This window comes from Terribium retamae (genome assembly GCF_022347545.1).
GTDB lineage: Bacteria > Pseudomonadota > Alphaproteobacteria > Rhizobiales > Rhizobiaceae > Mesorhizobium > Mesorhizobium retamae.
Window position 1 is genome coordinate 1 of the sequence record NZ_JAKREW010000017.1, and the last position, 26,072, is coordinate 26,072.

The 26,072-nt window shown below is 63.5% G+C and carries 28 protein-coding genes; 15 read left to right on the plus strand and 13 right to left on the minus strand.

Going from position 1 to position 26,072, the window contains the following annotated elements; genetic code table 11:
* Positions 1-141 precede the first annotated feature (141 nt).
* From L4923_RS16925 to L4923_RS16945, 5 genes are all read right to left on the minus strand, one after another.
* Positions 142-1,017, minus strand: coding sequence for an alpha/beta hydrolase (locus L4923_RS16925; protein ID WP_239367150.1), 876 nt, complete (start codon positions 1,015-1,017; stop codon positions 142-144).
* The gene (locus tag L4923_RS16930; RefSeq protein WP_239367151.1) at positions 1,017-1,385 is read right to left on the minus strand and encodes a DMT family transporter; all 369 of its coding nucleotides are present in this window, start codon (positions 1,383-1,385) and stop codon (positions 1,017-1,019) included. Before L4923_RS16930 ends, L4923_RS16925 begins: the two co-directional genes overlap by 1 nt.
* Entirely contained in the window at positions 1,382-2,305 is a 924-nt protein-coding gene (locus L4923_RS16935) for an arginase family protein (RefSeq protein WP_239367152.1), read from the minus strand. Before L4923_RS16935 ends, L4923_RS16930 begins: the two co-directional genes overlap by 4 nt.
* Positions 2,306-2,583: 278 nt before the next feature.
* Entirely contained in the window at positions 2,584-4,011 is a 1,428-nt protein-coding gene (locus L4923_RS16940; protein WP_239367153.1) for an aspartate aminotransferase family protein, read from the minus strand.
* Between the two features lie 14 nt (positions 4,012-4,025).
* Positions 4,026-4,727, minus strand: a complete 702-nt coding sequence (locus L4923_RS16945) for an HAD-IB family phosphatase (protein ID WP_239367155.1) — start codon at positions 4,725-4,727, stop codon at positions 4,026-4,028.
* Positions 4,728-5,022: 295 nt separating this feature from the next.
* On the opposite strand from L4923_RS16945, the gene L4923_RS16950 reads away from it, so the two are divergent.
* The 9 genes from L4923_RS16950 (at position 5,023) to L4923_RS16990 (ending at position 15,563) form a co-directional block, all read left to right on the plus strand.
* Positions 5,023-6,156 carry a sugar-binding transcriptional regulator gene (locus L4923_RS16950; RefSeq protein WP_239367157.1) on the plus strand — a complete coding sequence of 378 codons (1,134 nt, stop codon included), beginning with the start codon at positions 5,023-5,025 and terminating at the stop codon, positions 6,154-6,156.
* Positions 6,157-6,527: 371 nt separating this feature from the next.
* Complete coding sequence (locus L4923_RS16955; RefSeq protein WP_239367159.1) at positions 6,528-7,838, plus strand: ABC transporter substrate-binding protein; 1,311 nt, start codon at positions 6,528-6,530, stop codon at positions 7,836-7,838.
* 215 nt (positions 7,839-8,053) lie between these two features.
* The gene (locus L4923_RS16960) at positions 8,054-8,926 is read left to right on the plus strand and encodes a carbohydrate ABC transporter permease (RefSeq protein ID WP_239367161.1); all 873 of its coding nucleotides are present in this window, start codon (positions 8,054-8,056) and stop codon (positions 8,924-8,926) included.
* Positions 8,927-8,935: 9 nt separating this feature from the next.
* Positions 8,936-9,760 carry a carbohydrate ABC transporter permease gene (locus L4923_RS16965; protein ID WP_239367163.1) on the plus strand — a complete coding sequence of 275 codons (825 nt, stop codon included), beginning with the start codon at positions 8,936-8,938 and terminating at the stop codon, positions 9,758-9,760.
* 27 nt (positions 9,761-9,787) lie between these two features.
* Positions 9,788-10,786 (plus strand): ABC transporter ATP-binding protein, encoded by a 999-nt coding sequence (locus tag L4923_RS16970; RefSeq protein ID WP_239367165.1) that lies wholly within the window; start codon positions 9,788-9,790, stop codon positions 10,784-10,786.
* 7 nt (positions 10,787-10,793) lie between these two features.
* A complete protein-coding gene (locus tag L4923_RS16975; RefSeq protein ID WP_239367322.1) occupies positions 10,794-11,183 on the plus strand; it encodes a VOC family protein in 390 nt (129 codons plus the stop codon).
* Positions 11,184-11,214: 31 nt separating this feature from the next.
* Positions 11,215-11,988: an L-iditol 2-dehydrogenase gene (locus L4923_RS16980; RefSeq protein ID WP_239367167.1), complete on the plus strand. Its 774-nt coding sequence runs from the start codon at positions 11,215-11,217 to the stop codon at positions 11,986-11,988.
* Positions 11,989-12,151: 163 nt separating this feature from the next.
* Positions 12,152-13,630: a mannitol dehydrogenase family protein gene (locus L4923_RS16985; protein ID WP_239367169.1), complete on the plus strand. Its 1,479-nt coding sequence runs from the start codon at positions 12,152-12,154 to the stop codon at positions 13,628-13,630.
* Positions 13,631-13,997: 367 nt separating this feature from the next.
* Complete coding sequence (locus tag L4923_RS16990) at positions 13,998-15,563, plus strand: FGGY-family carbohydrate kinase (protein WP_239367171.1); 1,566 nt, start codon at positions 13,998-14,000, stop codon at positions 15,561-15,563.
* Positions 15,564-15,587: 24 nt separating this feature from the next.
* On the opposite strand, the gene L4923_RS16995 is transcribed toward L4923_RS16990, so the two are convergent.
* Positions 15,588-16,274 carry a TetR/AcrR family transcriptional regulator gene (locus L4923_RS16995; protein ID WP_239367173.1) on the minus strand — a complete coding sequence of 229 codons (687 nt, stop codon included), beginning with the start codon at positions 16,272-16,274 and terminating at the stop codon, positions 15,588-15,590.
* A 198-nt stretch (positions 16,275-16,472) separates the two neighbouring features.
* Between L4923_RS16995 and L4923_RS17000 the strand changes: the two genes are divergently transcribed.
* Positions 16,473-16,910: a RidA family protein gene (locus L4923_RS17000; RefSeq protein WP_239367324.1), complete on the plus strand. Its 438-nt coding sequence runs from the start codon at positions 16,473-16,475 to the stop codon at positions 16,908-16,910.
* A gap of 160 nt (positions 16,911-17,070) precedes the next feature.
* Positions 17,071-17,571 (plus strand): GNAT family N-acetyltransferase, encoded by a 501-nt coding sequence (locus tag L4923_RS17005; RefSeq protein WP_239367176.1) that lies wholly within the window; start codon positions 17,071-17,073, stop codon positions 17,569-17,571.
* Positions 17,572-17,576: 5 nt separating this feature from the next.
* Here the strand turns inward: L4923_RS17005 and dapA are convergent, their stop codons facing one another.
* From dapA to L4923_RS17025, 4 genes are all read right to left on the minus strand, one after another.
* On the minus strand, positions 17,577-18,569 hold the full coding sequence (gene dapA, locus L4923_RS17010; protein WP_239367179.1) for a 4-hydroxy-tetrahydrodipicolinate synthase: 993 nt from the start codon (positions 18,567-18,569) through the stop codon (positions 17,577-17,579).
* 92 nt (positions 18,570-18,661) lie between these two features.
* A complete protein-coding gene (locus L4923_RS17015) occupies positions 18,662-18,883 on the minus strand; it encodes a hypothetical protein (protein WP_239367181.1) in 222 nt (73 codons plus the stop codon).
* A gap of 6 nt (positions 18,884-18,889) precedes the next feature.
* A complete protein-coding gene (locus L4923_RS17020; protein ID WP_239367183.1) occupies positions 18,890-19,051 on the minus strand; it encodes a hypothetical protein in 162 nt (53 codons plus the stop codon).
* Positions 19,052-19,211: 160 nt separating this feature from the next.
* Positions 19,212-19,931 carry a type 1 glutamine amidotransferase gene (locus tag L4923_RS17025; RefSeq protein WP_239367185.1) on the minus strand — a complete coding sequence of 240 codons (720 nt, stop codon included), beginning with the start codon at positions 19,929-19,931 and terminating at the stop codon, positions 19,212-19,214.
* Positions 19,932-20,089: 158 nt separating this feature from the next.
* On the opposite strand from L4923_RS17025, the gene L4923_RS17030 reads away from it, so the two are divergent.
* A complete protein-coding gene (locus L4923_RS17030; RefSeq protein WP_239367187.1) occupies positions 20,090-21,400 on the plus strand; it encodes an NAD(P)H-dependent oxidoreductase in 1,311 nt (436 codons plus the stop codon).
* Positions 21,401-21,407: 7 nt separating this feature from the next.
* Here L4923_RS17030 and L4923_RS17035 read toward each other — a convergent pair whose 3' ends face one another.
* On the minus strand, positions 21,408-21,740 hold the full coding sequence (locus L4923_RS17035; protein WP_239367189.1) for a hypothetical protein: 333 nt from the start codon (positions 21,738-21,740) through the stop codon (positions 21,408-21,410).
* A 22-nt stretch (positions 21,741-21,762) separates the two neighbouring features.
* Positions 21,763-22,578, minus strand: coding sequence for a pyrroline-5-carboxylate reductase (gene proC / locus L4923_RS17040; protein ID WP_239367191.1), 816 nt, complete (start codon positions 22,576-22,578; stop codon positions 21,763-21,765).
* A 229-nt stretch (positions 22,579-22,807) separates the two neighbouring features.
* Here proC and folD point away from each other — a divergent pair, with 229 nt between their 5' ends.
* Together folD and L4923_RS17050 are read left to right on the plus strand one after the other, a co-directional pair.
* Positions 22,808-23,698, plus strand: coding sequence for a bifunctional methylenetetrahydrofolate dehydrogenase/methenyltetrahydrofolate cyclohydrolase FolD (folD, locus tag L4923_RS17045; RefSeq protein WP_239367193.1), 891 nt, complete (start codon positions 22,808-22,810; stop codon positions 23,696-23,698).
* Positions 23,699-23,758: 60 nt separating this feature from the next.
* Positions 23,759-24,721, plus strand: coding sequence for a GlxA family transcriptional regulator (locus L4923_RS17050; protein ID WP_144378861.1), 963 nt, complete (start codon positions 23,759-23,761; stop codon positions 24,719-24,721).
* Positions 24,722-24,738: 17 nt separating this feature from the next.
* Here L4923_RS17050 and L4923_RS17055 read toward each other — a convergent pair whose 3' ends face one another.
* Entirely contained in the window at positions 24,739-25,539 is an 801-nt protein-coding gene (locus L4923_RS17055; protein WP_239367195.1) for an SDR family NAD(P)-dependent oxidoreductase, read from the minus strand.
* Positions 25,540-25,616: 77 nt separating this feature from the next.
* Here L4923_RS17055 and L4923_RS17060 point away from each other — a divergent pair, with 77 nt between their 5' ends.
* Positions 25,617-26,069, plus strand: coding sequence for a MarR family winged helix-turn-helix transcriptional regulator (locus L4923_RS17060; RefSeq protein WP_239367197.1), 453 nt, complete (start codon positions 25,617-25,619; stop codon positions 26,067-26,069).
* Positions 26,070-26,072 lie beyond the last annotated feature (3 nt).

Genomic DNA, 26,072 nt, shown 5'->3' on the forward strand with positions numbered 1-26,072 from the left:
GTGCCGTCCTCGGCCGCCGAGACCTCGCAGGCGGCGTGATAGTGGATGCCTTCGGCGTTGCTGCAGCTCGTCGCCGGCCACGAGGCCGGGTCGAGCGACGAGAGGCCCGCGACGATGTTGCCGCCCTCGATCCGCAACGCGTCAGGCGACGACCTGGAGCCGATCATGCTCATGTGCCCCCGCGCGTTCGTAGGACCGGGCTACGCTCTCCACGAAAGCAGCTGCCTTGGCGATGACCAGCCGCCGTTGCCGGTCGAGCGTGACGAGGTGATAGCTGTCGTCCAGCACCAGCGACTCGACCGTGCCGCCGAGATTGCGCTGCAGATATTCCAGGTTGGTGAGGCTGGCGATGTCATCCTCGCGCGCATGCACCACCATCGTCGGCTGGCGTAGTTCCGGCAGCTCCGGCTTGAGGGCATCGACAAGCCGCCACAACTCGCGCAGCGCCAGCGCCGGCGTCGCTTCGAGCCCGGCTGCGGTGGAGTCGCCGGAGAACATCGACTGCGCCAGCACCATGCGCAGGCGCTCGTCCTTCAGTCCGTAGGGCTCCTGTTCCACGAAACGGTATTTGCGGCCGCTCGGCGTGTTGATGAACAGCTTGAGCAGGAAACGGTACCAGGGGATCGACCAGCCGTCATACCAGAGCGTCGGTGCGAACATGATGAGGCCGTGCACGCGCTGCGGCTGGCGTGCAGCCAGCATGGCTGCCAGCACCGCGCCCATCGAAAGGCCGCCGACGAGCACGACACGGCAGCGTTGCTCCAGCGTGGTCAGCGCGTCTTCGGCGCTGGCGTACCAGTCCTTCCAGCCGGTGGCGACAAGGTCGGCCTCGGTGGCGCAATGGCCGGCCAGCATCGGGCACATCGCCGTATAGCCGCGCTCGGCGAAGTTGCGCGCGACGTTGTTCATCTCGATCGGCGTGCCGCCAAGGCCGTGCAGAAGCAGGATCCCGACATCGCCGCGCGGGAAGATGATGGTGCGGTCCTTGGATGTCGGCTTTGTGGATGTTTCAGCCATCAGATCGTACCTGCGACGAGAATGACGCCTGCCGTGATGAGCAGCGCGCCGAGCCATTGAGAGGGGCCGGTCTCCTCACCCAGCCACAGCCGCCCGACGAGCGTGATGGCGAGGATGTTGAGACTGGCGAGGGGAAAGGCGATGCCGAGCGGCGCAAGCGTCAGGATGCGCACCCAGATGATGAACTCGGCGACATAGATGATCAGCCCAAGGCCGACCCAGCGGTCAGCGATTAGAGCATGGGCGAAGGGCTGCCAGCGCTGGGAGGAAAATTCCGGCAGCGCGTCGGCACCGAATTTGAAGGCGATCTGGCCGAACACGTCGCAGACGACCGACAGCACGAACAGGACGACCAGCTCGGTGCTCATGCCAGCACCTGTTCGAGCCTTGCTACGATGCGGGCGTTGGTCGTGTCGTTGACGGCGGCCATCGCGGCGTCGAATTTCGGCTGACGCGGACGGTCGAGCCTGGCCAGCATGTAGCGGAACGGGTCGCGGAATTGCGGCGCCGAATAGTCGCCGCATACATCGACGCCGAGGATGCGCCGATGTGCAGCCAGGCGTTCGATGGCGTGCAACACCTGGTCGAGCCGCATGGCGCCCTGGTCCCAGTTAGTCACCGCTTCGCTGGTGGCCAGCACGTCTTTGTCGAAGGTGATCCACAGCGCTTCCGACCCGAGCTTGGAAATCAACTCGTCGAGGAAAGCCTGCCAGTCCTCGTCGGCGAGATTGCGCCAGATCAGCCGCTTGGCGAAGCCATCGCCAAAGGTTTCGGCGCCGCCTTTCTTGACCGCTTTGCCGACGAGCTGTGTCGCCGAAACGCGCCAGGCATACATCTCCAGTCGGCCGTCGCGGATGGCCTGGAGGTTGGCCGACTTGATCTGCGGCAGCACGAGGTCGGTGCTGGTCGGGCCAATGGTGATGATGCGGGCCACGTTGCGCCGTTCCAGCGTACGGTTGACCCAGCCGCCGCAGTTGGGCGTCGCCGGGAAGGTCACCCAGTCGGGATGGTTGTCGAACTGGATTACCGTCACCGGTTCCTCGACCCGGCCAAGGAACAGGTCGGCGAGGTGATGGAAGTCGCCGGAGCCGTAGAACATCAGTTCGGCTTCGCCGTTTGAGCGTAGACCGACCCGCTTGCCGAGCTCGGTTAGCGCGCGCCTGCTCGCAACGATGCGCAGCCGGGGCGCTAGGTCCCCGGCTGGCACGATATCGGCTGGTTCGGTCCGGGCGCTGTGGAAGCCCTGTCCCGTCACGGCGCCGTCGAGATCGACGATGCGCAGGTGCATACGGTTATCCTCTGGAGTGTTGGAGCATGGTGTTTGCGTAGATCGGTATCCACCTTCTGGCGTGGTGCCGCCCCTCATCGCCCTGCCGGGCACTTCTCCCCGTGAACGGGGAGAAGGAGGCTGGCCGCAACGCCGGTATTCCTGTTGCAACGCTGGTGATTGGCGAAACCATCGGCGACAGCCCCCTCTCCCCGTTCACGGGGAGAGGATGGCGGCAGCCAGGTGAGGGGCGGCGCCGACGCTTGACACGCTTGTCCGAACAGCCGGACCTTTCGGGATCATGCTCTGGTCACGCGGGTGAACAACTGGTCGAGCAGAGCGATCGCCAGGTCGATCTCGGCATGGCTGATGGTCAGCGACGGCGCCAGCGTGATGACGTTCTTGAAGTAGCCGCCGATGTCGAGCACGAGTCCGTAGGTCTGGCCGTTGTGCACGAGATCGCCCTTCAGCGACTCGTCGACCATGCGGTCGACCAGCGCCTTGGATGGCGTGTAGCTGTCATGCGGCTCGCAGATCTCGATGCGCAGCGCGAGGCCCAGACCATCGACTTCGCCAACGATCTTGTGGCGCCGCTTCAGCTCTTCGAGACCGCGCAGGAAGTAGGCGCCCTTTTCCGGCACCATCGTCTCATAGTCGTCCTCGGCCATCATTTTCATGGCTTCGAGCGCGACGGCGGTGCCGAGCGGGTTGGCGTTGAAGGTCGAGTGGGTTGAGCCGGGCGGGAAGGCGCCGGGATTGATCAGCTCCTCGCGGGCCCACACGCCGGACAGCGGGTTGAGGCCGTTGGTCAGCGCCTTGCCGAAGACGACGACGTCGGGATTGACGCCGAAATGCTCGATCGACCACAGCTTGCCGGTGCGGTAGAAGCCCATCTGGATCTCGTCCACCACCATCAGGATGTTGTGGCGGTCGAGCACCTTCTTCAGTTCAGTGAAGAAGTTCATCGGCGGTACGATGTAGCCGCCAGTGCCCTGCAGCGGCTCGACATAGAAGGCCGCATATTCGGCTTCCCCAGCCTTCGGATCCCAGACGCCCTGATACTCGCTTTCGAACAGGCGCTCGAATTGGCGCACGCAGTGCAGGCCGTATTCTTCCTTGTTCATGCCCTTCGGCGCGCGGAAATGGTAGGGGAATGGCACGAACTGCGCGCGTTCGCCGAAATGGCCGTAGCGGCGGCGATAGCGATAAGAAGATGTGATGGCCGAGGCGCCGAGCGTGCGGCCATGATAGCCACCCTCGAAGGCGAACATCAGGCTCTTGCCCTTGGATGCATTACGCACAAGCTTCAGCGAATCCTCGATCGCCTGAGCACCGCCGACGTTGAAATGCACGCGGCCCTTGTGGCCGAACTTCTGCTCGGCGTCGCGCGCGATCAGCGTGGCGAGCTCGATCTTCTCGCGGTGCAGATATTGGCTGGCCACCTGCGGCAGCTTGTCGATCTGACGCTTCAGCGCATTGTTGAGGCGCTGGTTGGCGTAGCCGAAATTGACCGCCGAATACCACATCTGCAGATCGAGGAACGGCGTACCCGCCGCATCGAACATGTAGGAGCCTTCGCAGCGGTCGAAGATCTTCGGAAAGTCGGTGTAATGCACGGTGTCGCCATGTGAGCAGTAGATGGCTTCGAGCGCGAGCAGTTCCGTATCGCCGAGTTCCAGCCTGAAATCGTTGCTGGCTTCGAGCCGAAGGGCTGCGTTGGTGTGCATGGATCAGGTCCTTGTTACAGAAGATGCGTGGATTGGACGGCCATGGCCTTGGCCAGCCAGTCGGAGAAAAGCGGCGGCAGGTCGGTGAAATTGCCGAAGCTGCGATGGGTGATGCCGTTGGCGCGGCAATGGTCGGCGAGCTTGCCTTTCGCGAACACCATGTCGGCGATGGACGCGGCGCAGAAATCGGAACGGCCGTCGCCGATCAGCACACGCAGCGCGCTATCGGGCGCGCGGTCGAAGCTGGTGCATTTGCAGTGCGCGGAGCGGGCGCGGCAGCTTGTCGAGGCGTGCGGGCAGCCGAGTTGCCAACGGTCGCCGCCCGCATGCATGAGTTCGTTGGCGAGAACCGGCAGGACCAGTCCATAACCCTTGAGCGCGTGGGCAATGACGCGGTCCAGCCCGTCGGAAACAATGGTAACGCTGATGTCGTTGGCCTGCAGCGTTTCGACGAAGCGCACAAAACCCGGATCGATGCGCAGGCAGTTGGCAAACAGGTCGAGCATGACCGGCTCGACCCGCAAAAGCTCCACCTGCCTGGACATGCATTCGCGTGAACCGATGACGCCACGCTCCCAGGCAGCCTCGATTGTGCGCCATTCCGGCTCCGCGAACTGGGCAAGCAAAAGGTCGGTCGTGTCTTCCAGTGAGATCGTGCCATCGAAATCGATGAAGCACTCGACGGGAGGCAAGGGGAGGAGGTCGATCTTGTTCATGCTGCACCGCACTTGCATGCCGCATGCCAAGTCGGAAAATGGAAGGAAATCAGGGGAAGAGGTTTCTCACACCGGGATTTCTAGCTACAAAAAATGTAGGAATCTGCCTGGAAGAGGGGGCGCCCCGCATTTCCTGGTGGAGTTGCTGCGTCGATCTGTCAGCCGCTTTTATGGCTTCCGCGTGGGGGCGTGCCGCAGAACGAACTCCGAACAATTGTCAGGCTAGTGAGCGATTGCGCATTGTCGAAAACCCTGCGACAGTAGCGGAGAGATAGTCACGTGAAGTGCCGACCCCATGAGTGCCCGGTCTGAAACCAGCAATCCCAGGCTTGATGATGCCGCGCGTGCCGGCTGGCTCTATTATGTCGCCGGCAATACGCAGGACCAGATCGCAACGAAGCTCGGCATCTCGCGCCAGACCGCACAGCGGCTGGTCTCGCTGGCGATGTCGGAGGGGCTGATCAAGGTGCGGGTCGATCATCCCATCGCCAATTGCCTCGACCTTGCCGCCCGGCTGAAATCCCGCTTCGCGCTGGACCTGGTAGAGGTGACGCCGAGCGATCCAGATTCCACGTCCTCGACCATCGGCGTAGCCCAGGCGGCGGCGGTGGAGATCGAGAAATGGCTGCGCCGGCCGGAGCCGGTCATCATGGCGATCGGCACCGGCCGCACCCTGAAGGCCGCGATCGAACAGCTGCCGCCGATGGAGTGCCCGCAGCACAAGGTGGTCTCGCTCACCGGCAACATCTCGCCGGACGGTTCGGCCGCCTTCTACAACGTCATCTTCACCATGGCCGACACCATCAAGGCGCGCAGTTTCCCGATGCCGCTGCCGGCGATCGCCTCTTCGCCGGAAGAACGGAAAATGCTGCACAGCCAGCAGCTTATCCAGCCAACGCTGGCCCTAGCGGCGCAGGCCGACATCACCTTTGTCGGCGTCGGCGATCTTGGTCCGCAGGCGCCGCTGCTGGAAGACGGATTCATCACCGAGGCCGATCTGAAGGCGTTGCAGAAGGCCGGCGCCGTCGGCGAGATCGTCGGCTGGGCCTTCGATCGCGACGGCCGCCTGATCGACGGCATCACCAATGACCGCGTCGCCTCCGCGCCGCTGCCATCACGGGAACGCTCCCTGGTCGTGGGGGGGGGGCGGGGGGGCCCCCCCCCCCCCCCGGGGGCCCCCCCCCCCCCCCCCCGCGCAAGGGCAATTGGGGCGAAACCCGCCGGGCGCCCCCCCCCCCGCCCCCCCCCCCCACCCCCCCCGCGCGCCCCCCCCCCCCCGCCCCCCCCCGCCCCCCCCCCCGGGGGGGGGCCCCCCCCCCGGGGCGCGCCCAAGCTGCCCGGTATTCTCGCCGCCGTGACGCGACGTCTCGTCAATGGCCTGATCACCGACGAGCGCACAGCCGAAAGCCTGCTGGCGGCGGCAGTCTAGGCGTCGATTCCTTCTCCCCTTCTGGGCTAGCGTGCGTACACATTTTTTGACGTGAGGGCGGTGCTGCCCCTCATCGCCCTGTCGGGCACTTCTCCCCGTGAACGGGGAGAAGGAGGCTGGCCGTAACGATGGTGCTCGTCCTGCAAAGCTGGCGATTGGCGAAATCCTCGACGGGAGCGCCCTCTCCTCGTTTATGGGGAGAGGATGCCGGCAGGCAGTGAGGGGGGGCGGCACCGACGATCGGTATCCAGATGTGTGCGCACGCTAGCAGCCAGAAGAGGTTCCGGATTCCGGCTTGACATAAATCCCGAAGAATGAATAATTGCTCACAGCTAAGGCAAATGCTCACTTGGCTCTTTGGGAGGAAATCGATGAACCTGCGCACCCTCGTCCTGGGGCTGTGTTCGGCCAGCGCTTTTGCGTTCGCCGCGCATGCCGAGACGATCACCATCGCCACCGTCAACAATGGCGACATGATCCGCATGCAGAAACTGACGGAGGACTTCACCAAGAAGAATCCCGACATCCAGCTCAACTGGGTCACGCTGGAAGAGAACGTGCTGCGTGAACGTGTGACCACCGACATCGCCACGAAGGGTGGCCAATATGACGTGATGACCATCGGCACCTATGAAGTGCCGATCTGGGCGAAGCAGAACTGGCTGCTGCCGCTGGAAAATCTCGGCGACGACTACGACCAGAAGGACATCATCCCCGCGATCGCCGGCGGTTTGACCGTCGACGGCAAGCTTTATGCCGCGCCCTTCTACGGCGAGAGCTCCTTCGTCATGTACCGCAAGGACCTGATGGAGAAGGCCGGTCTCAAGATGCCCGATGCGCCGACCTGGACCTTCATCAAGGAGGCCGCCGACAAAATGACTGACAAGGCCAACGGCGTGAACGGCGTGTGCCTGCGCGGCAAGGCCGGCTGGGGCGAGAACATGGCTTTCCTGACCGCCATGTCCAACTCATTCGGCGCGCGCTGGTTCGACGAGCAGTGGAACCCGCAGTTCGACCAGCCCGAATGGAAGAACACGCTGCAATTCTATGTCGACCTGATGAAGGCCGACGGACCGGATGGCGCTTCCTCCAACGGCTTCAACGAGAACCTCGCGCTGTTCCAGCAGGGCAAGTGCGGCATGTGGATCGACGCCACCGTGGCGGCTTCCTTCGTGTCCGACCCGAAGAACTCGACGGTCGCCGACAAGGTCGGCTATGCGCTGGCGCCGGATAATGGCCTCGGCAAGCGTGGCAACTGGCTTTGGGCCTGGTCGCTCGGCATTCCGGCCGGCACGCAGAAGGCTGCGGCGGCCGAGAAGTTCGTCGCCTGGGCAACCGGCAAGGGTTATCTCGACCTCGTGGCTTCGAAGGAAGGCTGGGCCAATGTGCCGCCCGGCACGCGCAGCTCGCTTTACGCCAATCCGGAATATGAGAAGGCGGCGCCTTTCGCCAAGATGACGCTGGACTCCATCAATTCCGCCGATCCGACCAAGCCGACGGTCAAGCCGGTGCCTTATGTCGGCGTGCAGTTCGTGGCGATCCCCGAATTCCAGGGCCTCGGCACCACTGTCGGCCAGCTCTTCTCCGCAGCGCTCGCCGGGCAGATGTCGGTGGACGATGCGTTGAAGCAGGCGCAGGACGCCGCCAAGGCCGCAATGACCGAAGGCGGTTACATCCAGTAAGGGCCTCCGGGCGCAAAGGTCCTCCTGGTGCCCGGAGCATCCTCCCGGTGCCTTGGCCGTCCGGGTCTTCCCGGTCCGGGCGGCCGCTTTGGAAAAAGAAGCGGTAATCTGTTCTCTCTCACCCGGCCGCTGGGCGGCCGGGATATCGAAAGGCTGGCCGCCGTCACGGCGGCGATAGCCAGGTTACGGCTCTTGGGCAGTGGTTGGAGGAGATCATGGCAACCAAACAGACCCGTACGCTTGCGCGTTTCATGGCCGCACCTTCGGTGCTGCTCCTGCTGATCTGGATGGCCGTGCCGCTGGCGGTCACGCTGTGGTTCTCCTTCCAGCAGTACAATCCGTTGAATCCGATCCGCGACCGTTTCGTCGGTTTTGCGAACTATGCGCTGTTCTTCAACAATCCTGCCTTCTCGACGGCCATCCTCAACACGCTGATCATCGTCGCTGCAGTGCTCGCCATCACCATCATCGGCGGCATCCTGTTGGCTCTGCTGCTCGACCAGCCGATGTGGGGGCAGGGCTTCGTGCGTATCCTGGTCATTTCGCCCTTCTTCGTCATGCCGCCGGTGGCGGCGCTTGTGTGGAAGAACATGATCATGCATCCGGGCTACGGCGTCTTTGCCGACATAGCGCGGTTCTTCGGGGCGCAACCGATCGACTGGTTCGCGCAATATCCGCTGTTTTCGATCATCATCATCGTTGCCTGGCAGTGGCTGCCTTTCGCCACGCTTATCCTGCTCACCTCGCTGCAATCGCTGGACGGCGAGCAGAAGGAAGCGGCCGAAATGGACGGAGCCGGCTTCCTCGCCCGCTTTTGGTATCTGACGCTGCCGCATCTCTCGCGCGCCATTACCGTTGTGGTGCTGATCCAGACGATCTTCCTGCTTTCGGTCTATGCCGAGATCCTCGTCACCACCAATGGCGGGCCGGGCTATGCGTCCACCAACCTGCCGTTCCTCGTCTACCAGAAGGCCCTGCTCGAATACAAAATCGGCCAGGCGTCCGCCGGCGGCATCATCGCCGTCATCCTTGCCAACATCGTTGCCTTCTTCGCGATGCGCGCCGTCGGCAAGAACCTGGACAAGTAGGAGGCAACAATGGCACGCGCCGTCACCAACCGGCACAAGACGATCGCAACGATTGCGGCCTGGGCTGTCGCGCTCGTGATCTTCTTTCCGATCCTCTACACCATCATCACCTCCTTCAAGTCTGAGCAGGAGGCGATCCAGGGCTTCAGCCTGATCCCGTCGGGCACGCTGGAGAGCTATGCGGAAGTCCAGTCGCAATACAATTACTTCAAGCCGTTCATGAACTCGGTGATCCTCGCGCTGGGCTCGACATTGCTGGCCCTGGTCGTCGCGATCCCGGCCGCCTGGTCGATGGCGTTCTCGCCCACCAAGCGCACCAAGGACGTGCTGATGTGGATGCTGTCCACCAAGATGATGCCGGCCGTGGCGGTGCTGTTTCCGATCTACCTGATCTTCCGCAATCTCGGCCTGCTCGACAGCCGCATCGGCATGACCGTGATGCTGATGCTGATCAACCTGCCGATCGTCATCTGGATGCTCTACACCTATTTCCGCGAGATTCCCGGCGAAATCCTGGAAGCCGCGCGCATGGACGGCGCCACGCTGTGGGGCGAGATCCTCTATGTGCTGACGCCGATGGCGGTGCCGGGCATCGCCTCCACAATGCTGCTCAACATCATCCTGGCCTGGAACGAGGCGTTCTGGACCATCCGTCTCACCACCACCAACGCCGCTCCGCTCACCGCCTTCATCTCGTCCTTCTCAAGTCCGCAGGGACTGTTCTGGGCGAAGCTGTCGGCTGCGTCGACGCTGGCCATCGCGCCGATCCTGATCATGGGATGGTTCAGCCAGAAGCAGCTGGTGCGCGGCCTGACCTTCGGCGCCGTGAAGTGATGGCCGGGAAGCATAAGGGAGGACAAAATGGGTAAGATCGCTCTCAGGAATGTCTCCAAGTCCTTCGGGACGACGTCGATCATTCCCAACATCGACCTCGACATCGAGGACGGCGAGTTCGTCGTGTTCGTCGGGCCGTCCGGCTGCGGCAAGTCCACGCTGCTACGCCTCATCGCCGGGCTGGAGGACACCAGCGGCGGCACCATCTCCATCGATGGCCGCGACGTCACCAACGAGGCGCCGGCCAAGCGCAAGCTCGCCATGGTGTTCCAGTCCTATGCGCTCTACCCGCATATGACGGTGGCCAAGAACATCGCCTTCCCGCTCAAGATGGCCGGCGAAAGCCAGGAGGTCATCGACAAGAAGGTCGGTGATGCCGCCCGTGTACTGAACCTGACCAACTATCTCGACCGCCGCCCCGGCCAGCTTTCCGGCGGCCAACGCCAGCGCGTCGCCATCGGCCGCGCCATCGTACGCCAACCCTCGGCCTTCCTGTTCGACGAACCGCTGTCGAACCTCGACGCGGCGCTGCGCGGCACCATGCGCCTCGAGATCTCGGAGCTGCACAACCAACTGAAGACCACCATGATCTATGTCACCCACGACCAGGTCGAGGCGATGACCATGGCCGACAAGATCGTGGTGCTGAATGCCGGCAACATCGAACAGGTCGGTTCGCCACTGGATCTCTACCGCAGCCCGAAGAACCTGTTCGTCGCCGGCTTCATCGGCTCTCCGAAGATGAACTTCGTCAACGGCGCGGCTGCTGCCAAACACGATGCCGCCACCGTCGGTATCCGCCCCGAACATCTCAGGATCACCTCCAACAGCGGCGAATGGCGCGGCAAGGTCGGTGTCGCCGAACATCTTGGCGCCGACACCTTCCTGCATGTGCATACCGACGATGTCGGCACCATCAATGTGCGTGCCGACGGCGAGATCGGCGTTCGCCATGGCGACATCGTCTACCTGACGCCGGACCCGGCAAAGCTGCATCGCTTCGATGCCGACGGAAAGGCGCTGTGAGGCGGCGGTGCGCTTCGTCAACCCGATCATCTTCGTCAGGAACGTTGGCGTTGCGACGGCTTTCTATCGCGACCTGCTTGGCCTGACGGTCAAGTCCGACCACGGCACGATCGTCATCTTCGAGCAGCGTTTCGCCATCCACGAGGCGACGGCGCTGATCGAAACCGTGTGGGGAGCGGCGGCTCCTCCAAGATCTGAACCGCTGGGGCAGCGGAACCTGCTGCTCTACTTCGAGGACGAGGACATCGACGCCTGCTTCGCGCGGCTGAGCGGCAAGGTGGAGCTCATCCATCCGATCACCGAGCAGGCGTGGGGGCAGCGCGTGTTCCGGTTCTACGATCCCGATCGCCACGCGGTCGAGATCGGCGAGCCGCTAGCTGAGGACAAGGACCCATGACGACCGTGACTTTCCCAACAGGTGCCGCCCGATGAAGCGTCTCGAAGGCAAATCCGCCATCGTAACCGGGTCGGCGCGCGGCATCGGCCGCGCCTTCGCCGAAGCCTATGCGCGCGAAGGGGCAACAGTGGCAATCGCTGACATCAACCAGCAGGCAGCCGAAAAGACGGCAGCCGAAATCGGGCCGGCAGCCTATGCTGTGCGGCTCGACGTCACCGACCAGACCTCGATCGATGCCGCGGTTGCCGCGGTGGAGAAGAGGGCAGGCGGGCTCGACATCCTCATCAACAATGCCGCTTTGTTCGATGCCGCGCCGATCGTCGAGATCAGCCGCGCCAGCTACGACCGGCTGTTCACGGTCAATGTCGCCGGCACGCTGTTCATGCTGCAGGCGGCGGCAAAATCGATGATCGCCAGGGGCAAAGGCGGCAGGATCATCAACATGGCCAGTCAGGCCGGTCGCCGCGGCGAGGCGCTTGTCGCGGTCTATTGCGCCACCAAGGCGGCGGTCATTTCGCTGACCCAGTCGGCTGGGCTCGATCTCATCAAGCACCGCATCAACGTCAATGCGATCGCGCCGGGCGTGGTCGATGGCGAGCACTGGGATCATGTCGATTCCCTGTTCGCCAGATACGAGAACCGGCCGCTCGGCGAGAAGAAGAAGCTGGTCGGCGAGGGCGTGCCCTTTGGGCGCATGGGCCGCGCAGAAGACTTGACCGGCATGGCGGTATTCCTGGCCAGCAGCGAAGCCGAATACATCGTCGCCCAGACCTACAACGTCGATGGCGGCCAGTGGATGAGTTGAAGACAGCGATCCTCTCCCCGTTCACGGGGAGAGGATGCCGGCAGGCAGGTGAGGGGCTGCGCCGTCCTGGCAAAAGGTGGCACCGCCCCTCATCCGACCCTTCGGGCCACCTTCTCCCCGTGAACGGGGAGAAGGAAACGGCCTCTACAAAAGGCGTTTTGACATGACGACCAAACTCTCGCTCGCCAATCTCGACAAGCTGCCCGCGAAAGTGGCCGCCCCCGGCTACAAGCGCGAAAGCCTCAAGGCCGGCATCCTGCATTTCGGCGTCGGCAACTTCCATCGCGCCCACCAGGCCGTCTATCTCGACGACCTTTTCAACACGGGCGGGGGGCATGACTGGGCGCTTGTCGGCGCCGGGGTGTTCGAGGGCGAGAAGGCTGGCCGCGCCAAGCTGGCCGAACAGGACTGGTTGACCACCGTCGTCGAGCAGGACGAAGGCCATATGGTCGCCCGGGTGACGGGTGCGATGATCGATTTTCTGGTGCCGGGCGAGACGGAGGCGATCATCGACAGGCTGGCCGATCCGGCGATCCGTATTGTCTCGCTGACCATCACCGAAGGCGGCTATTTCATCGACCCGGCCTCGGGCTACTTCAACCCGGAACATCCCGACATCATCGCCGACGCCAACGATCCCGACCACCCGAAGACGGTGTTCGGCCTGATCCTCGCCGGGCTGGTGCGGCGGCGTGATGCGCGCGTCCAGCCGTTCACGGTGATGTCCTGTGACAACATCCCCCATAATGGCCGCGTCACCTCGGACGGCGTCATCGGCCTTGCCCGCCTGTTCGACCGCGATCTCGCCGAATGGGTCGCCGGCAATGTCGCCTTCCCGAACGGCATGGTCGACCGCATCACACCGGCCACCACCGACCGCGAGCGCAACATATTGGCCGCCGATTTCGGCGTCGACGACAACTGGCCGGTGTTCTGCGAACCGTTCCGGCAATGGGTGCTGGAGGACAATTTCACGGCCGGCCGGCCTGCGCTGGAGAAGGTCGGCGTGCAGTTCGTGCCGGATGTCTCGCCCTATGAGCTGATGAAGATCCGCATCCTCAATGGCGGCCATGCCACCATCGCTTATCCGGCCGGGCTGATGGACATCCATTTCGTCCATGAGGCGATGCAGGAGCCGCTGGTGCGCGGCTTCCTCGCCAAGCTCGAGCATGACGAGATCATTCCGACCGTGCCGCCGGTTCCGGATACCGACCTCGAAGACTATTACCAGCTGATCGAGCGCCGCTTTTCAAACCCCAAGATCGGCGACACGGTGCGCCGGCTTTGTCTCGACGGTTCCAACCGTCAGCCGAAATTCATCATTCCCACGATCGCTGCCCGCCTGAAGGCCGGTGCTGGCGTTGCGGGTCTGGCGCTCGAATCCGCCTTCTGGTGCCGCTACTGCTTCGGCACCACCGATTCCGGCTCTGTCATCGAACCCAACGATCCTAGCTGGGAACGCATGCAGGCGACCGCGCGTGCCGCCAAGGCAGACCCCTCGGCCTGGCTTGCCATGGAAGATATCTATGGCGAGGTCGGGCGCTCGCCAGCTTTTGTCGAGGCCTTCTCCCATGCACTGAAGACGGTCTGGGACGTTGGCGCGCGCGAGACGCTGACACGTTATCTGGCGGGGAAGCTCTGAACCAGTCATCCATCTGGTCGAGGCGGTAGCGCCGGGCAAAACGCGCATATAGAGTGCGCACCATGCTGCGTGCCGATACCCGACTTCTACCTCTGTTGCTTCAGTCCGGATGGGCTTGGGGAACGAGCATCCTAAAGCTCGCAGATGGCGCAAGTGCCCCCTCTCCGTCTCGGGCTTTGCCCGAGCCACCTCTCCCCCGCTTTGCGGGGGCGAGGAACCGCTGTTGCGATGCCGGCGCTTTTCCAGCTTGGGTTCCTCGCCCCCATGGAATGGGGGAGAGGTGGATCACCCATAGGGCGAGACGGAGAGGGGGGCTGGTGCGCGCCGGCGCATCGCTCCTGACGGCTAACCGGGCGCAGCCATACTGATGGCGCCAGTGCTCGCCGCCATCGATATCGGCACTGGCAGCGCGCGCGCCGGCCTGTTCGATCCCTCTGGCCGCCTGCTTGCCCGCGCCGAGCGGCCGATCGCCATGAACCAGGCGGGCCCCGGTCATTACGAGCAGGATTCGGAAAACATCTGGGTGGCCGCCTGCGAGGCCATGCGGGCTGCGCGGCAGTCCGCCGCCGTGGCGGAGGAAGACGTCGTTGGCATCTCCTTCGATGCGACCTGTTCCACAGTGTTCCGCGGCCACAATGGCGAACAGGTCGGCGTTGCCAAGCAAGGCGGTGAGCGCTGGGACACCATCGTCTGGATGGACCATCGCGCCTTGGCCGAGGCCGACGAATGCACGGCCACCGGTCATCGTGTTCTCGGTCATGTCGGCGGCGTCATGTCGCCGGAGATGGCGACGCCGAAGCTGATGTGGGTGAAGCGACATCTGCCGGATGCCTGGGCGCGCACCGGCCAGCTTTTCGACCTTGCTGATTTCCTCACCTTCAAGGCGAGCGGATCGCTCGCCCGCTCGCAGTGCACGCTCACCGCCAAATGGACTTTCCTCGCGCATGAGGAAACCGGCTGGCAGCCGGATTTCTTCGAAGCCGTGGGCCTCGCCGACATCTTCGAACACGGGTCCCTGCCGGACCGCGCCAGCGCGGTGGGCAGCGATCTGGGGCCGTTGACGGAAGAAGCCGCAGCTGCGCTCGGCCTCTCTACGAACTGCCGCGTCGGTGCCGGCCTCATCGATGCCTTCGCCGGTGCGCTCGGCGTCATCGGTGGCCTTGGCGACATCGACCGGCATCTGGCGCTGATTGCCGGCACCTCGAGCTGCGTCATGGCGATGTCGGCCGAGCCCTGCGGTTTTGCCGGTGTCTGGGGCCCTTATTTCGGCGCCGCGCTGCCGGGTCTCTGGCTGAGTGAAGGCGGGCAGTCAGCCACCGGCGCGCTGCTCGACCACATCATCCGCTGGCATGGCGGCGAACCCGACGCAGCGACCCACAAGCGGATCGTCGAACGTGTCATGGCGCTGCGTGCAGAAGAGGGGCTGGATCTTGCTTCGCGGCTGCATGTCCTGCCGGATTTCCACGGCAACCGTTCGCCGCTGGCGGACCCGCACGCGCTGGGCGTCATCAGCGGGCTGACGCTGGACTCCTCCTTCGACAGTTTGGCCCGGCTCTACTGGCGCACTGCCGTCGCCATCGCGCTCGGTGTGCGCCATGTGCTCGAAGCGCTGAATGCCAACGGCTATGTCATCGACACGTTGCATGTCACCGGCGGCCACACCCGGAACCCGCTGCTGATGGAGCTCTACGCCGACGCCACCGGCTGCGCGGTGCAGGAATCCGAAAGCGGCGATGCCGTGCTGCTCGGCACAGCGATGTCGGCTGCGGCAGCGGCCGGGCTTTATCCAAGCCTTGCCGAGGCCTGTGCTGCCATGCGCCAGCCGGGACGGGAGCGGCGGCCGAACCCAGCGGCACGCAGCCGTTTCGACCGCGATTACCGCGTGTTCCTGGAAATGCACCGTCAGCGCCAGGCGCTGGACGCGCTGATCTGAGGCGGGAAGGGACGACGCAATCAGTCAGGTTTTCGGGGCGAGGCCATCGAGCAGGAAGTCGAGGCCCTTCCTGAAGACACCGTCCCAGTCGCTGTCGAGCAGGAGACGCGTGCTTTCGATTGTGGGGTAGTGTGCGCTGAGACGCGTAAGGGCCTGCTGCGCAGCGGCGAGGTCGTCGATCGAACGGTCGAAGCTCGCCCGCGTGATGGTGGCCCCCATCACATAGTTCCAGAGCGACCAGATCGCCACGTTCATGTTCGCTTCGATAACTCCGGCCTTGGACAAGGTCCTGCTCAACAGTTCCAGGCGATTGAGGATGTTCGGGCCGAGCGTCCGGCGCGGCAAAAGCGATGCCGACCAGGGATGGCGCAACATGCTGGCGCGCCAGTCCTCCAGCATGTGGACCACGTCTGCGCGCCAGTCCAGGGCCTCACCCCTTGGCGCCGGCTCGCGAAATGCGAGCACCGCGTCGAGCGCCAGATCGAAGACGCGTTCCTTGTTGTCGACATGCCAATACAGGCTCATGACGCCTGAGCCGAGACGATCGGCCAGCCGGCGCATCGTCAATCCGTCGACGCCATGCGTATCCAGCAGATCCACCGCGGTCGCGATGATGCGTTCCAGCGAGAGAGGCGGTTCACTGCGCAGTTGAGGCGTGGATTCTGCTTGTTGGGATCGTTTCTTTCGGGCGCCGCTGCGTTTGCCTGCCATTCATTTCCCTCTCCGGTAAGCGTTCCGATTTTGGCAGGCGACGTCAGCAATGTCGATGCCGGACGCTTGACTCGTACAACGTACTACACCATGAATCGTATGGTGTACGAGTCAATCGCATCGGTGTCGGGCTGGACCGGTCGAACTGGATGCGAAGGGTCGTCGCTCAAACGTCTTCTTATCGAAGGGCTAATCCTCATGACCATGGCAGCTTCCACTGCGGCGAATGCGAATGATCTCAAGCTGACCATCGTCAATCCAAAAAACCTCTACGACCCGTCGCCGAATGGCTATAGCACGGCGGTGATCACGCCGCCGGGAGTACGGGTGGGCTACATTTCCGGGCAGGGCGGCCAGGACAATACGGGAGGGTTGTCCCCTGACTTCGCTGCGCAAGTGAAGCAGGCCTATGCAAATCTGCGGGCTGCCCTCGAAGGAATCGGCGCCAGGCCGGATCAGGTCGCCAAGCTCACAGTCTTCGTGGTCGATCACGACATGTCGAAGCTCGGGGTGTTGACGCAGAACGTGAAGGAGATGTTCGGCGATGCACTACCGGCTCAGACCCTGGTTCCGGTCCACAAGCTTGCAATCGATCCGATGCTCTTCGAGGTCGAAGCCGTCGTCATTCTGGAATAACCCAAAGCAAATCGGCAGGGATTATCAGCTGTTCGAGAGCCATCGTTCGACATCTCGCTCGCGGTGATTTACCTCCTTGTCGATGACGATGCCTATTCCGGAACTCAGAAGCGACCGTATCGTTCTTCGCAGGCCTGTGCCTCGGGACGTGGAAACACGATTGGGGCTGGGCAGGCATAAGCAGATCGTCGAAGCCTATGGCGGGACCTTCGATCCCGTCGCCTCCTTCGAACGCGGCCATGCGGAAGCCGCCATCCGCTTCATCGAGCAGCAGGACTATGCCTGGGTGATCGATGCAGGGCAGTTCATCGGACATATCCGCCTGCATGGCATCAGCCGGCAGGACAAGAGAGCAGCCCTGGCCATTGGCATCGATGATCCTTCCTGCCTGGGCAAGGGATATGGCACTGAGGCGATCAGGCTTGTCCTGGCCTACGCTTTTGGCGGCCTTTTCCATCGCATCGGCCTGCGGGTCTTGGCGAACAATGCGCGTGCCATCGCCTGTTATCGCAAATGCGGTTTCGTCGAAGAAGGCAGGGAGCGCGAAGCGGCATTCGTCAACGGCGGCTGGCAGGACGATGTCCATCATGGGGTTGCTCGATCGGGAGTTCAGCGTGTCGTGAATTCTGCTGCGCAACTGGATACTTCTGCCAAGCGCTGATCTGGTCAGGATGTCCGAGCGCTGAACTCTGCCATATGGCGTCCGCGCACGAATGCCATTCGATCGGACGTCCTATCGCTGGCTGCAACCCGCTTGGGTTGGTCGAAATCGAATGGGAACAGAGCTGTTATCGCGTCCTCGACAGCGCGTTCGGTTTCGGGGCTGGCAGCTGTCAGCGGCAACCGCACTTCGGGGCTCTGACCCAGCAGCCGATGGAGCGCGTATTTCACCGGCACCGGGTTGGTTTCGCGTTCCAGCGCGGTGATCAGTGGCTCCAGCCGGTGCCGGATCGTCCTTGCCGAGAGCAGGTCGCCGTCGCGGCAGGCGCGGTGCATTTCCGCGCACAGCCGCGGCGCTACGTTGGCGACCACCGAAATCGTGCCGGCGCCGCAGATGTTGTTGAAGGCGAGCGCAGTCGCATCGTGCCCGGAAAATTGCAGGAAGTCCCGGCCCGCGAGCTTGGCCGTGCGCTCTGGCCTGTCGAGATTGCCGGTGGCGTCCTTGATGCCGATGATCCCAGGAAAGGCCGCCAGCCTGCGCACCGTATCTGGTAACAGGTCGACGCCAGTGCGCGACGGTACGTTGTATAGGATGAGCGGTATGGTCGCCGCCCCTGCGATCGCGGCAAAATGGCGATAAAGACCTTCCTGGCTGGGTTTGTTGTAGTAAGGCGTCACAACAAGGGCGGCATCCGCGCCGCAGGCGGCCGCTGCAAGCGTCGCGGCGATCGTCTCTTCGGTGTTGTTCGAGCCGGTGCCGGCGATGACCGGAACCTGGCCGGCGATGGTTTCGACGCAGCGGCGCGTCATGGTGAGGCGTTCGTCATGCGTCAGCGTCGGCGCCTCGCCGGTGGTGCCGCAGACGACGACGCCGTCTATGCCCTGGTCGAGTTGCCAGCGGATCAGGAAATCGAAGGCTGTCATGTCGAGCGCGCCATTGCGGAAGGGAGTCGGCAGCGCCGCGATGGCGCCTTTGAAGCGGGTTCTGTCGGTGTGCATGGAGGTTCTCGTTGGTGGGATTCGGAACCGCTGACACGCGCCACAGAGCTGGGCATGGCGCAGCGTTGCTAGCCGGTCCGAAACTGGTTCGGTCAGTTGAAGAGCGAAAGCTGTGCGCCATCCGGAGCGAGGCTGACGCAGCCGGCTTTGTGGTCGCTTTCCGTCTCGGCGAAGTGGATCGCCGATGCCTTGTCGGCGAACACGCCGCCCGTGAGGCCAAGCTCATCGCGGGCGATCCAGTGTCCCTCGCCATCGCGTCCAACCAGGAACCGGTGGCTCGCGGAGGGAGGCTCCGAAATCAGGGAGTTGCGCATCGCAGATCACCCCATGAACTGATGGAAACAGGCAATCGCGGTGAAGAAGATCGCGACCACCAGGAAGAGCCGGACGAACATCAACGGCTCGTCTGAGGGGGATTGCATGTGGCGCGCGACCGCATGAGGCATGCGGTCGTCGTCATCGGGGATATAGTAGCTGTACATGTCTCATTCCTTTCGCACTGCGCGTTGGAGCGTGTGCAGCCGGGAAGTTAGGAGCCCCGGCATAAGGGTTCGAGACAGAAGGCATCGTCAAAAAATAAGGATTTCATCAGGAACCGGGTGTGCTCTGGACAGCGTGCAACCACTTTGCGCTGTCCGTTCCTTATGATGCAGCAACGATCGCCATCAGATTGTCGTTCAGTCTTTTTGCCGCCTTGCGGAAATCGGCGAGCCGCGGCGCCACCGTCGCTTCAAGAGTTGCAGCGGCGTCGACACCCATCACCCCTTCCAGGCTCTTTTTGTATTCCGGGATTGCTGCCCAGTCGGCCACAGTCGTTTCCATGGCTTCCAGATGATACTGGAAACCATAGGCATGTTGCCCCCAGCGGATCGCCTGTGTCGTGCAGGCGGCGTTGCTGGCCAGGATCTCGGTGCCTTCGGGCAGGCGGGAAATTTCCGCGCCGTGCCATTGCAGGCAGTCCACGCTAGGGCCCAGCCCGGCAAAGATCGGATCGTTGCGGCCGGCTGCGGTCAGCTCGACCGAGGCGAGCCCGACTTCGGGTCTGGTCATCAGGCCGACCGTTCCGCCGAGCGCGGCGCCCAGCAATTGATGGCCGAGGCAGATGCCGAGATAGGGCCGCCCGAGTTCGCTCACCCAGCGGCGGATCGCCGCCTTCTCGGGCACCAGCCAGCGATGTGCCTCTTCCTGCCACACATCCATCGGCCCGCCGAAAACCGCGAGCAGGTCAAAATCGTCGAATGCTGGGATCGGCTCGCCGGCATCGAGTTCGACGGGCACCCACTCATGACCCTGTTCGGCCCAGAGGTCGCGGAAGATACCGGGATGTTCGACATCGACATGCTGAAACACGAGAATGCGCATGTATCGCTCCGTCAAGCTCGTTCGGGATTATGCCATAGACGGTCGGCGTTGGTTTCCCAATGATCCACGCTTAAGGTTCAGTCAGCGCCATGACCGTTTGTTGACAAGGCCGCGTGGTTTCCTGCAAGAGCCGCCGATCAAGCCACAGGACCTTGTTCATGACCAATGTCGCCCTGACCGGACTTGCCCGTGATCTCGCCCGGCGCGCGGAAGAGGACAGGCCGGTGCGCATCGGCGTCATCGGCTCCGGCGAAATGGGCACCGATCTCGTCACGCAAGGCATGCTGATGCCGGGCATCGAGGTCTGCGCCATCTCCACCCGGCGTCCGCACACGGCGCGCGAGGCGATCCGCATCGCCTATGGCGACGAGGCGATGGCGCGCGAAGCCGAAAACCAGGCGCAGGTCACCGCCGCGATCGAGGCGGGCAGGATCGCCATCACCTCCAACGACATGCTGGTCAGCAATCCATTGATCGACGTGGTGATCGATGCCACCGGCAAGCCCGGCGTCGCCGCCGATTTCTGCCTGTCGGCGATGGAACACGGCAAGCACCTGGTGATGATGAATGTCGAGGCCGACGTCACCATCGGCTGCCTGCTGAAGAAGGAGGCCGACCGGCTCGGCGTCGTCTATTCGCTCGGCGCCGGCGACGAGCCGTCTTCCTGCATGGAACTGATCGAATTCGTGTCTGCGCTCGGTTGCACCGTCGTCGCCGCCGGCAAGGGCAAGAACAATCCGCTCAACCATGACGCCGTGCCGGACGATTATCGTGTCGAAGCCGAACGCCGCAACATGAACCCGCGCATGTTGGTCGAGTTCGTCGACGGCTCCAAGACCATGGTCGAGATGTGCGCGATCGCCAACGCCACCGGCCTTGTGCCGGACAGGCCGGGCATGCACGGCCCCGCCGCCAACCGCGATGAACTCGCCAAGGTGCTGGTCCCGCGCGCCGATGGCGGCGTGCTGTCGAAGAAAGGCGTGGTCGACTACACCGTCGGCAAGGGCGTGGCGCCCGGCGTCTTCGTCATCGTCGAAGCCTCGCATCCGCGCGTCATCGAGCGGCTGGACGATCTGCATGTCGGCAAGGGGCCTTATTACGGCCTGTTCAGACCCTATCACCTGACTTCGCTGGAAGTGCCGCTGACAGCGGCCCGCATCATGCTCTACGGCAAACCCGACATGGTGCCGCTGCCGCGGCCCGTCGCCGAGGTCTGTGCGGTGGCCAAGCGCGACCTGGCCGCAGGCGAGACTTTCGATGCCATCGGCGAGACCTGCTACCGGTCCTGGACGATGACGGTCGAGGAGGCGCGCGCGCAGCGTGCCCTGCCGGTCGGTCTGCTTGAGGGCGGCAAGGTTCTGACGGCAGTGAAGAAGGGTGAGCTGATCACCGCCGACAACGCGGCACCGGACAGTTCGACCAGGCTTTATGCCTTGCGCAAGCAGCAGGACGAGATGCTTTACGGCTGAGCGCCGCTCACCGTCGCGTCAGCTGTTCGCCCGGTCCGCCAAGCCGCTCCGCCCCCGGAACATCCGCGACATCCACGCGGCGCGGATGCCAGGCAACCGCACGGGCGATCTCCTTGATCTTGGGCAGCTCGTCCGCTCCGACGTTGCGATCCAGCAGGACGAGCTGCGACCAATAGGCAGCGGAGACGTTCATCACCACGTCCAGCCATAGGCGGCCGTCAGCAGCTTGGACAAGGATCCACTGCCAGTCGGCAAGCGCCAGCACGTGTCCAGGCATTTCCGTTCCGTCGGCTTGAATCCGGACCGGATCGCCGACTTTCAGGGAGGCAGGTCCAGTCATTTCGGAAAGCTCGTTGGAGAGCTTATTTCCCCAGTTCCACAGATCGTGCCCGCGCGGCTTCCACGGCTTCAGCGACGAGGTTCTTCAGCCGGTCGCCGCCCATCAGCACGCCGAGCGCTGCAGCCGTCGTGCCGTTCGGGCTGGTCACCTGCTGGCGCAGCAGGCCGGGTTCTTCGCCGCTTTCCGCGGCAAGCGCGGCGGCACCATAGACGGTCTGCATGGCAAGCAGCTTCGCCGTCTGGATCGGAAGGCCAGCATGTTCGCCGGCGGCGGTCAGGCATTCGATGAAATGGAAGATGTAGGCGGGACCGGAACCGGATACCGCCGTCACCGCATCCATCAGCACTTCATCGTCGATGGCTGCGACGGCGCCGCTGGAAGAGAGCAGGTCGGCCACATCCTTCTTCGTCGTTTCGGAAACGAGGCTGTTTGAAAACATCACCATCATGCCTTTGCCGATGGCTGCCGGCGTGTTCGGCATGCAGCGCACGATCGGCGTGCGCTCCCCCAGGATGGCGGCGAAGGTGGCCACCGGCGTGCCGGCGGCAACGCTCAGGAAGGTCGTCTCGCCATTGCCGAATTTCTTGTACGCAGCCGTCGCCTCGCGGATCACCTGGGGTTTGACGGCCAGCACGACAAGCTCGGGCTTCGTGTCTGCCGGGATGCCTGTCGCGTCGGCCACTGCCAGGCAATCCAAGGCTTCGGCCCGGCTGCGCAGTGCCTCGGCCGGTTCCACCACCAGCACTTCCGCCGCCTTCAGCTTGGTGGATTTCACCCAGCCGGCGAGCATGGCGTAACCCATATTGCCGCAGCCAGCGAGAATGAGCTTGATGGTCATGAATGCCTCCCAGAAAGTCTCTCCATAGACGGTCCGACGATACGGGGGAAGTGTGCATAGCCGGGCCGGCTATGCCGCATCGCGACTCCGGGCTTAAAAGCACTCCGTGAGGTGAGGTTTCGAGTTTACGGCATGCGACGGCGTTTTGACGGGATTGCATCGGCGGATTTTCGTGAGAATGTCGCGCCGTCTGTTTTGGCTTGAACGTGATTTGGCTACCGGGTGAAGTATGGCTGATGTGATCGACGGAAAGAAAGTGGCCGAGGACGTTGTCGGCAAGGTCAAGGCGCTCACGGCAGCACTTGCCGGCACCAAGCCCGGCCTGGCGGTCGTCATCGTCGGCGAGGATCCGGCAAGCCAGGTCTATGTCGCCTCCAAGTCCCGCACTGCCAAGGAATGCGGCTTCCACTCCGTCCAGCATACGCTGAAAGCCGAGACGAGCGAGGCCGAACTGCTCGGCATCATCGCCGACCTCAATGCGGATTCAGCCATCCACGGTATCCTGGTGCAACTGCCGCTGCCGGACCACATCGACGCCGGCAAGGTCATCCAGGCCATCGCTCCGGAAAAGGATGTCGACGGTTTTCACTTCATCAATGTCGGCAAGCTCGGTGCCGGCGAACTCGAAACCGCCTTTGTGCCGTGCACGCCTGCCGGCTCCATGCTGTTGATTGAGCGCGTGCGCGGCAAGGACCTGTCGGGCCTGAATGCCGTGGTCGTCGGCCGTTCCAACATCGTTGGCAAGCCGATGGCAAATCTGCTGCTTGCCGCCAACTGCACCGTCACCATCGCGCACAGCCGCACGAAGGATCTGCCGGCACTGGCCCGCACGGCCGATATACTGGTGGCTGCCGTCGGCCGGCCGGAAATGGTCAAGGGTGATTGGGTCAAGCCGGGTGCCACCGTCATCGATGTCGGCATCAACCGAATTGCCGCGCCCGAAAAGGGCGAAGGCAAGACGCGCCTGGTTGGTGACGTCGCTTATGCCGAAGCTGCCGCCGTTGCCGGCGCCATCACACCGGTGCCCGGCGGCGTGGGTCCGATGACGATCGCCATGCTGATGGCCAACACGGTCATTTCCGCCTATCTTGCCGCCGGACTCGACCGACCATCCTTTTGATCGCCAGCATTTGAGAGCCCAGCTTTGCCGACGCCTCCTGTTCCCATAGAACGGCCCATCATGACGGACGCCGTTCAAGGCGGCAGGCGCTTCGCATTCCTGCTGGTCGACAAGTTTCCGATGTTTTCCGTGGCGGCGGCTATCGATGTCGTGCGCTCGGCCAATCGCTTGATCGGTCATGATTTCTACAGCTGGACCACCGTTTCGCCGGACGGCGATGCGGTTACCGCTTCCAACGACCTGCCGCTGAAGGTCGACTATGCCGTGGCCGACGTGCCGCCGGTCGATATCCTGTTCGTCTGTGCTGCGCTCAACCTGGAATTCCCCGGCAAATCAAAAGTGCTCGGCGCGCTGCGTGCCTGGGGGCGGCGCGGTGGCGTGCTGGGCGCGCTTTCGGTCGGCTCCTACGTCCTGGCCGAAGCAGGCCAGCTCGAGGGGCATCGCTGCACCATCCACTGGGAAAACCGCGCCGGCTTCATGGAGCGTTTCCCGGACATCGAGTGCACCGGCAACGTCTTCGAGATCGACCGCAAGCGTTACACCAGTGCCGGCGGCACCACCTCGATCGACCTTATGCTCGAGATCGTGCGCACCGATTTCGGCGCCAACCTCGCCAATGCCGTCGCCAATCAGTTCCAGCACGAGCGCATCCGCTCGGCCGGCGACCGCCAGCGCGTCGGGCCGGAGCGCGACCTTACCGGCAAGTCAGAGAAGCTGCGCAAGATCGTAGAGCTGATGGCCGATCATCTCGACGAGCCTTTGTCGGCGGTGCAACTCGCCAAGTCGGCCGGACTTTCGGTGCGCCAGGTCGAGCGGCTGTTCCTCAGGCACCTCACCGTGACCCCGGGGCGCTACTATATGCGGCTCAGGCTCGAGCGCGCCCGTGAACTGCTGCGCCAGACCAACATGCCGATCCTCGACGTGGCGATCGCCACCGGCTTCACCTCGCATTCCTATTTCGCGCAAAGCTACAGGCTGCAATTCGGCCGCCCGCCGAGCGAGGAGCGCCGTACCACATATTGATGCGCGATGATCGCGGCTCAACTCGCCAGGAAACCACCATCGGCGGCGAGGACATGCCCGACAATGTAGGCAGACCGGTCGGAAGCAAGCCAGACGACTGCTTCAGCCACCTCCTCCGGTTGCCCCATCCGGCGCAGCGGCAGGCCGGCGGCCACAGCTTCCATACCCCCGACACCAGCCGCAGCCTTCATCATCATGTCGGTCACGACGCGGCCCGGCGCGACGGCATTGATTCGCACGCCGTATGGAGCATAGGCCATGGCGGCGGAGCGCATCAGGGAAATCGCCGCTGCCTTGGACGCGGAATAGAGCGCAAAGCCCGGATTGGGATTGCGGATGCCGCTGACGGAGGCGTTGATGACGATCCTTCCACTTTGCTGTGCAAGCATGACGGCAAGTTGATGTTTGAGGGACAGGAAGACCGAGCGTACATTGGTGTCGAAAACAGCATCGAAGACATTGCTGGGCTGTTGTTCGAGAGGGGCGGGGTGTTCCTGGTAGCCGGCATTGTTGAAGGCTGCGTCCAGCCTGCCGAACCGCGCGACGATCGTCCGGACGAGCTGCTCGACGTCTTCTTCCCGCGTTACATCCGTGCGCAGGAAAACCGCATCCGCGCCGGCAGCACGGCAGGCCTGGGCGACAGCCTCTCCTTCTTCGTCACGACGACCCGCAACAATGACTGCTGCTGCTCCAGCCTCCGCCATCCGAAGTGCCGTCGCTCGACCAATACCGCTGCCGCCTCCGGTGACGAGGCAGACCAGGCCTTCCATCCGGCCCGCTTCTCTCTCGGCGCTGACATTGGAGACCTCGGCTGACATGATGATCCCGCATCGCCGGTTGGATTTAGAGGATAAAGTTGTATCATACAACCAATGGCGCGCAAGGATATATTGTGGTGAGTGAAAGCGAAACGTTCGAGATTCAGAAAGTCCGAGATGCATCGCGCAGGATCGTGCGCGAACTTGGCTTCATGAGGCCAACCGTGGCGGGCACCGACCTGCCGCCGTCAGCTGTCCATGCGATCATCGAGATCGGTTCCAACGAAAGGCTGACCGCGGGTGAGCTGGGGGAGATTCTCAATCTCGAGAAATCGAGCGTGAGCCGGATGCTGCGCAAATTGATCGATGCAGGAGAAGTCGAAGAGCGTGTCAGCCCGAACGACGCGCGCTCGAAGCTGCTGAAGTTGACGGCGCGGGGAGAAGCGACGCTCAAGGCGATCAATCGTTTCGGCCACGGCCAGGTCGCGGCAGCCTTCCTGCATCTGTCCGATGAAGAGCGGCGCATCGTCGTGGCCGGTCTGTCAGCCTACGCCGAGGCCCTGCATCGCGTGCGCACAGAAGAAGGCTAGGCT

What these genes read in the sequence shown, in the direction of transcription:
- L4923_RS16925 (WP_239367150.1), bottom strand. Translation starts at nt 1,017, where the DNA reads ATGGCTGAAACATCCACAAAGCCGACATCCAAGGACCGCACCATCATC.
- L4923_RS16930 (WP_239367151.1), bottom strand. Translation starts at nt 1,385, where the DNA reads ATGAGCACCGAGCTGGTCGTCCTGTTCGTGCTGTCGGTCGTCTGCGAC.
- L4923_RS16935 (WP_239367152.1), bottom strand. Translation starts at nt 2,305, where the DNA reads ATGCACCTGCGCATCGTCGATCTCGACGGCGCCGTGACGGGACAGGGC.
- L4923_RS16940 (WP_239367153.1), bottom strand. Translation starts at nt 4,011, where the DNA reads ATGCACACCAACGCAGCCCTTCGGCTCGAAGCCAGCAACGATTTCAGG.
- L4923_RS16945 (WP_239367155.1), bottom strand. Translation starts at nt 4,727, where the DNA reads ATGAACAAGATCGACCTCCTCCCCTTGCCTCCCGTCGAGTGCTTCATC.
- L4923_RS16950 (WP_239367157.1), top strand. Translation starts at nt 5,023, where the DNA reads ATGAGTGCCCGGTCTGAAACCAGCAATCCCAGGCTTGATGATGCCGCG.
- L4923_RS16955 (WP_239367159.1), top strand. Translation starts at nt 6,528, where the DNA reads ATGAACCTGCGCACCCTCGTCCTGGGGCTGTGTTCGGCCAGCGCTTTT.
- L4923_RS16960 (WP_239367161.1), top strand. Translation starts at nt 8,054, where the DNA reads ATGGCAACCAAACAGACCCGTACGCTTGCGCGTTTCATGGCCGCACCT.
- L4923_RS16965 (WP_239367163.1), top strand. Translation starts at nt 8,936, where the DNA reads ATGGCACGCGCCGTCACCAACCGGCACAAGACGATCGCAACGATTGCG.
- L4923_RS16970 (WP_239367165.1), top strand. Translation starts at nt 9,788, where the DNA reads ATGGGTAAGATCGCTCTCAGGAATGTCTCCAAGTCCTTCGGGACGACG.
- L4923_RS16980 (WP_239367167.1), top strand. Translation starts at nt 11,215, where the DNA reads ATGAAGCGTCTCGAAGGCAAATCCGCCATCGTAACCGGGTCGGCGCGC.
- L4923_RS16985 (WP_239367169.1), top strand. Translation starts at nt 12,152, where the DNA reads ATGACGACCAAACTCTCGCTCGCCAATCTCGACAAGCTGCCCGCGAAA.
- L4923_RS16990 (WP_239367171.1), top strand. Translation starts at nt 13,998, where the DNA reads ATGGCGCCAGTGCTCGCCGCCATCGATATCGGCACTGGCAGCGCGCGC.
- L4923_RS16995 (WP_239367173.1), bottom strand. Translation starts at nt 16,274, where the DNA reads ATGGCAGGCAAACGCAGCGGCGCCCGAAAGAAACGATCCCAACAAGCA.
- L4923_RS17000 (WP_239367324.1), top strand. Translation starts at nt 16,473, where the DNA reads ATGACCATGGCAGCTTCCACTGCGGCGAATGCGAATGATCTCAAGCTG.
- dapA (WP_239367179.1), bottom strand. Translation starts at nt 18,569, where the DNA reads ATGCACACCGACAGAACCCGCTTCAAAGGCGCCATCGCGGCGCTGCCG.
- L4923_RS17015 (WP_239367181.1), bottom strand. Translation starts at nt 18,883, where the DNA reads ATGCGCAACTCCCTGATTTCGGAGCCTCCCTCCGCGAGCCACCGGTTC.
- L4923_RS17020 (WP_239367183.1), bottom strand. Translation starts at nt 19,051, where the DNA reads ATGTACAGCTACTATATCCCCGATGACGACGACCGCATGCCTCATGCG.
- L4923_RS17025 (WP_239367185.1), bottom strand. Translation starts at nt 19,931, where the DNA reads ATGCGCATTCTCGTGTTTCAGCATGTCGATGTCGAACATCCCGGTATC.
- L4923_RS17030 (WP_239367187.1), top strand. Translation starts at nt 20,090, where the DNA reads ATGACCAATGTCGCCCTGACCGGACTTGCCCGTGATCTCGCCCGGCGC.
- L4923_RS17035 (WP_239367189.1), bottom strand. Translation starts at nt 21,740, where the DNA reads ATGACTGGACCTGCCTCCCTGAAAGTCGGCGATCCGGTCCGGATTCAA.
- proC (WP_239367191.1), bottom strand. Translation starts at nt 22,578, where the DNA reads ATGACCATCAAGCTCATTCTCGCTGGCTGCGGCAATATGGGTTACGCC.
- folD (WP_239367193.1), top strand. Translation starts at nt 22,808, where the DNA reads ATGGCTGATGTGATCGACGGAAAGAAAGTGGCCGAGGACGTTGTCGGC.
- L4923_RS17050 (WP_144378861.1), top strand. Translation starts at nt 23,759, where the DNA reads ATGACGGACGCCGTTCAAGGCGGCAGGCGCTTCGCATTCCTGCTGGTC.
- L4923_RS17055 (WP_239367195.1), bottom strand. Translation starts at nt 25,539, where the DNA reads ATGTCAGCCGAGGTCTCCAATGTCAGCGCCGAGAGAGAAGCGGGCCGG.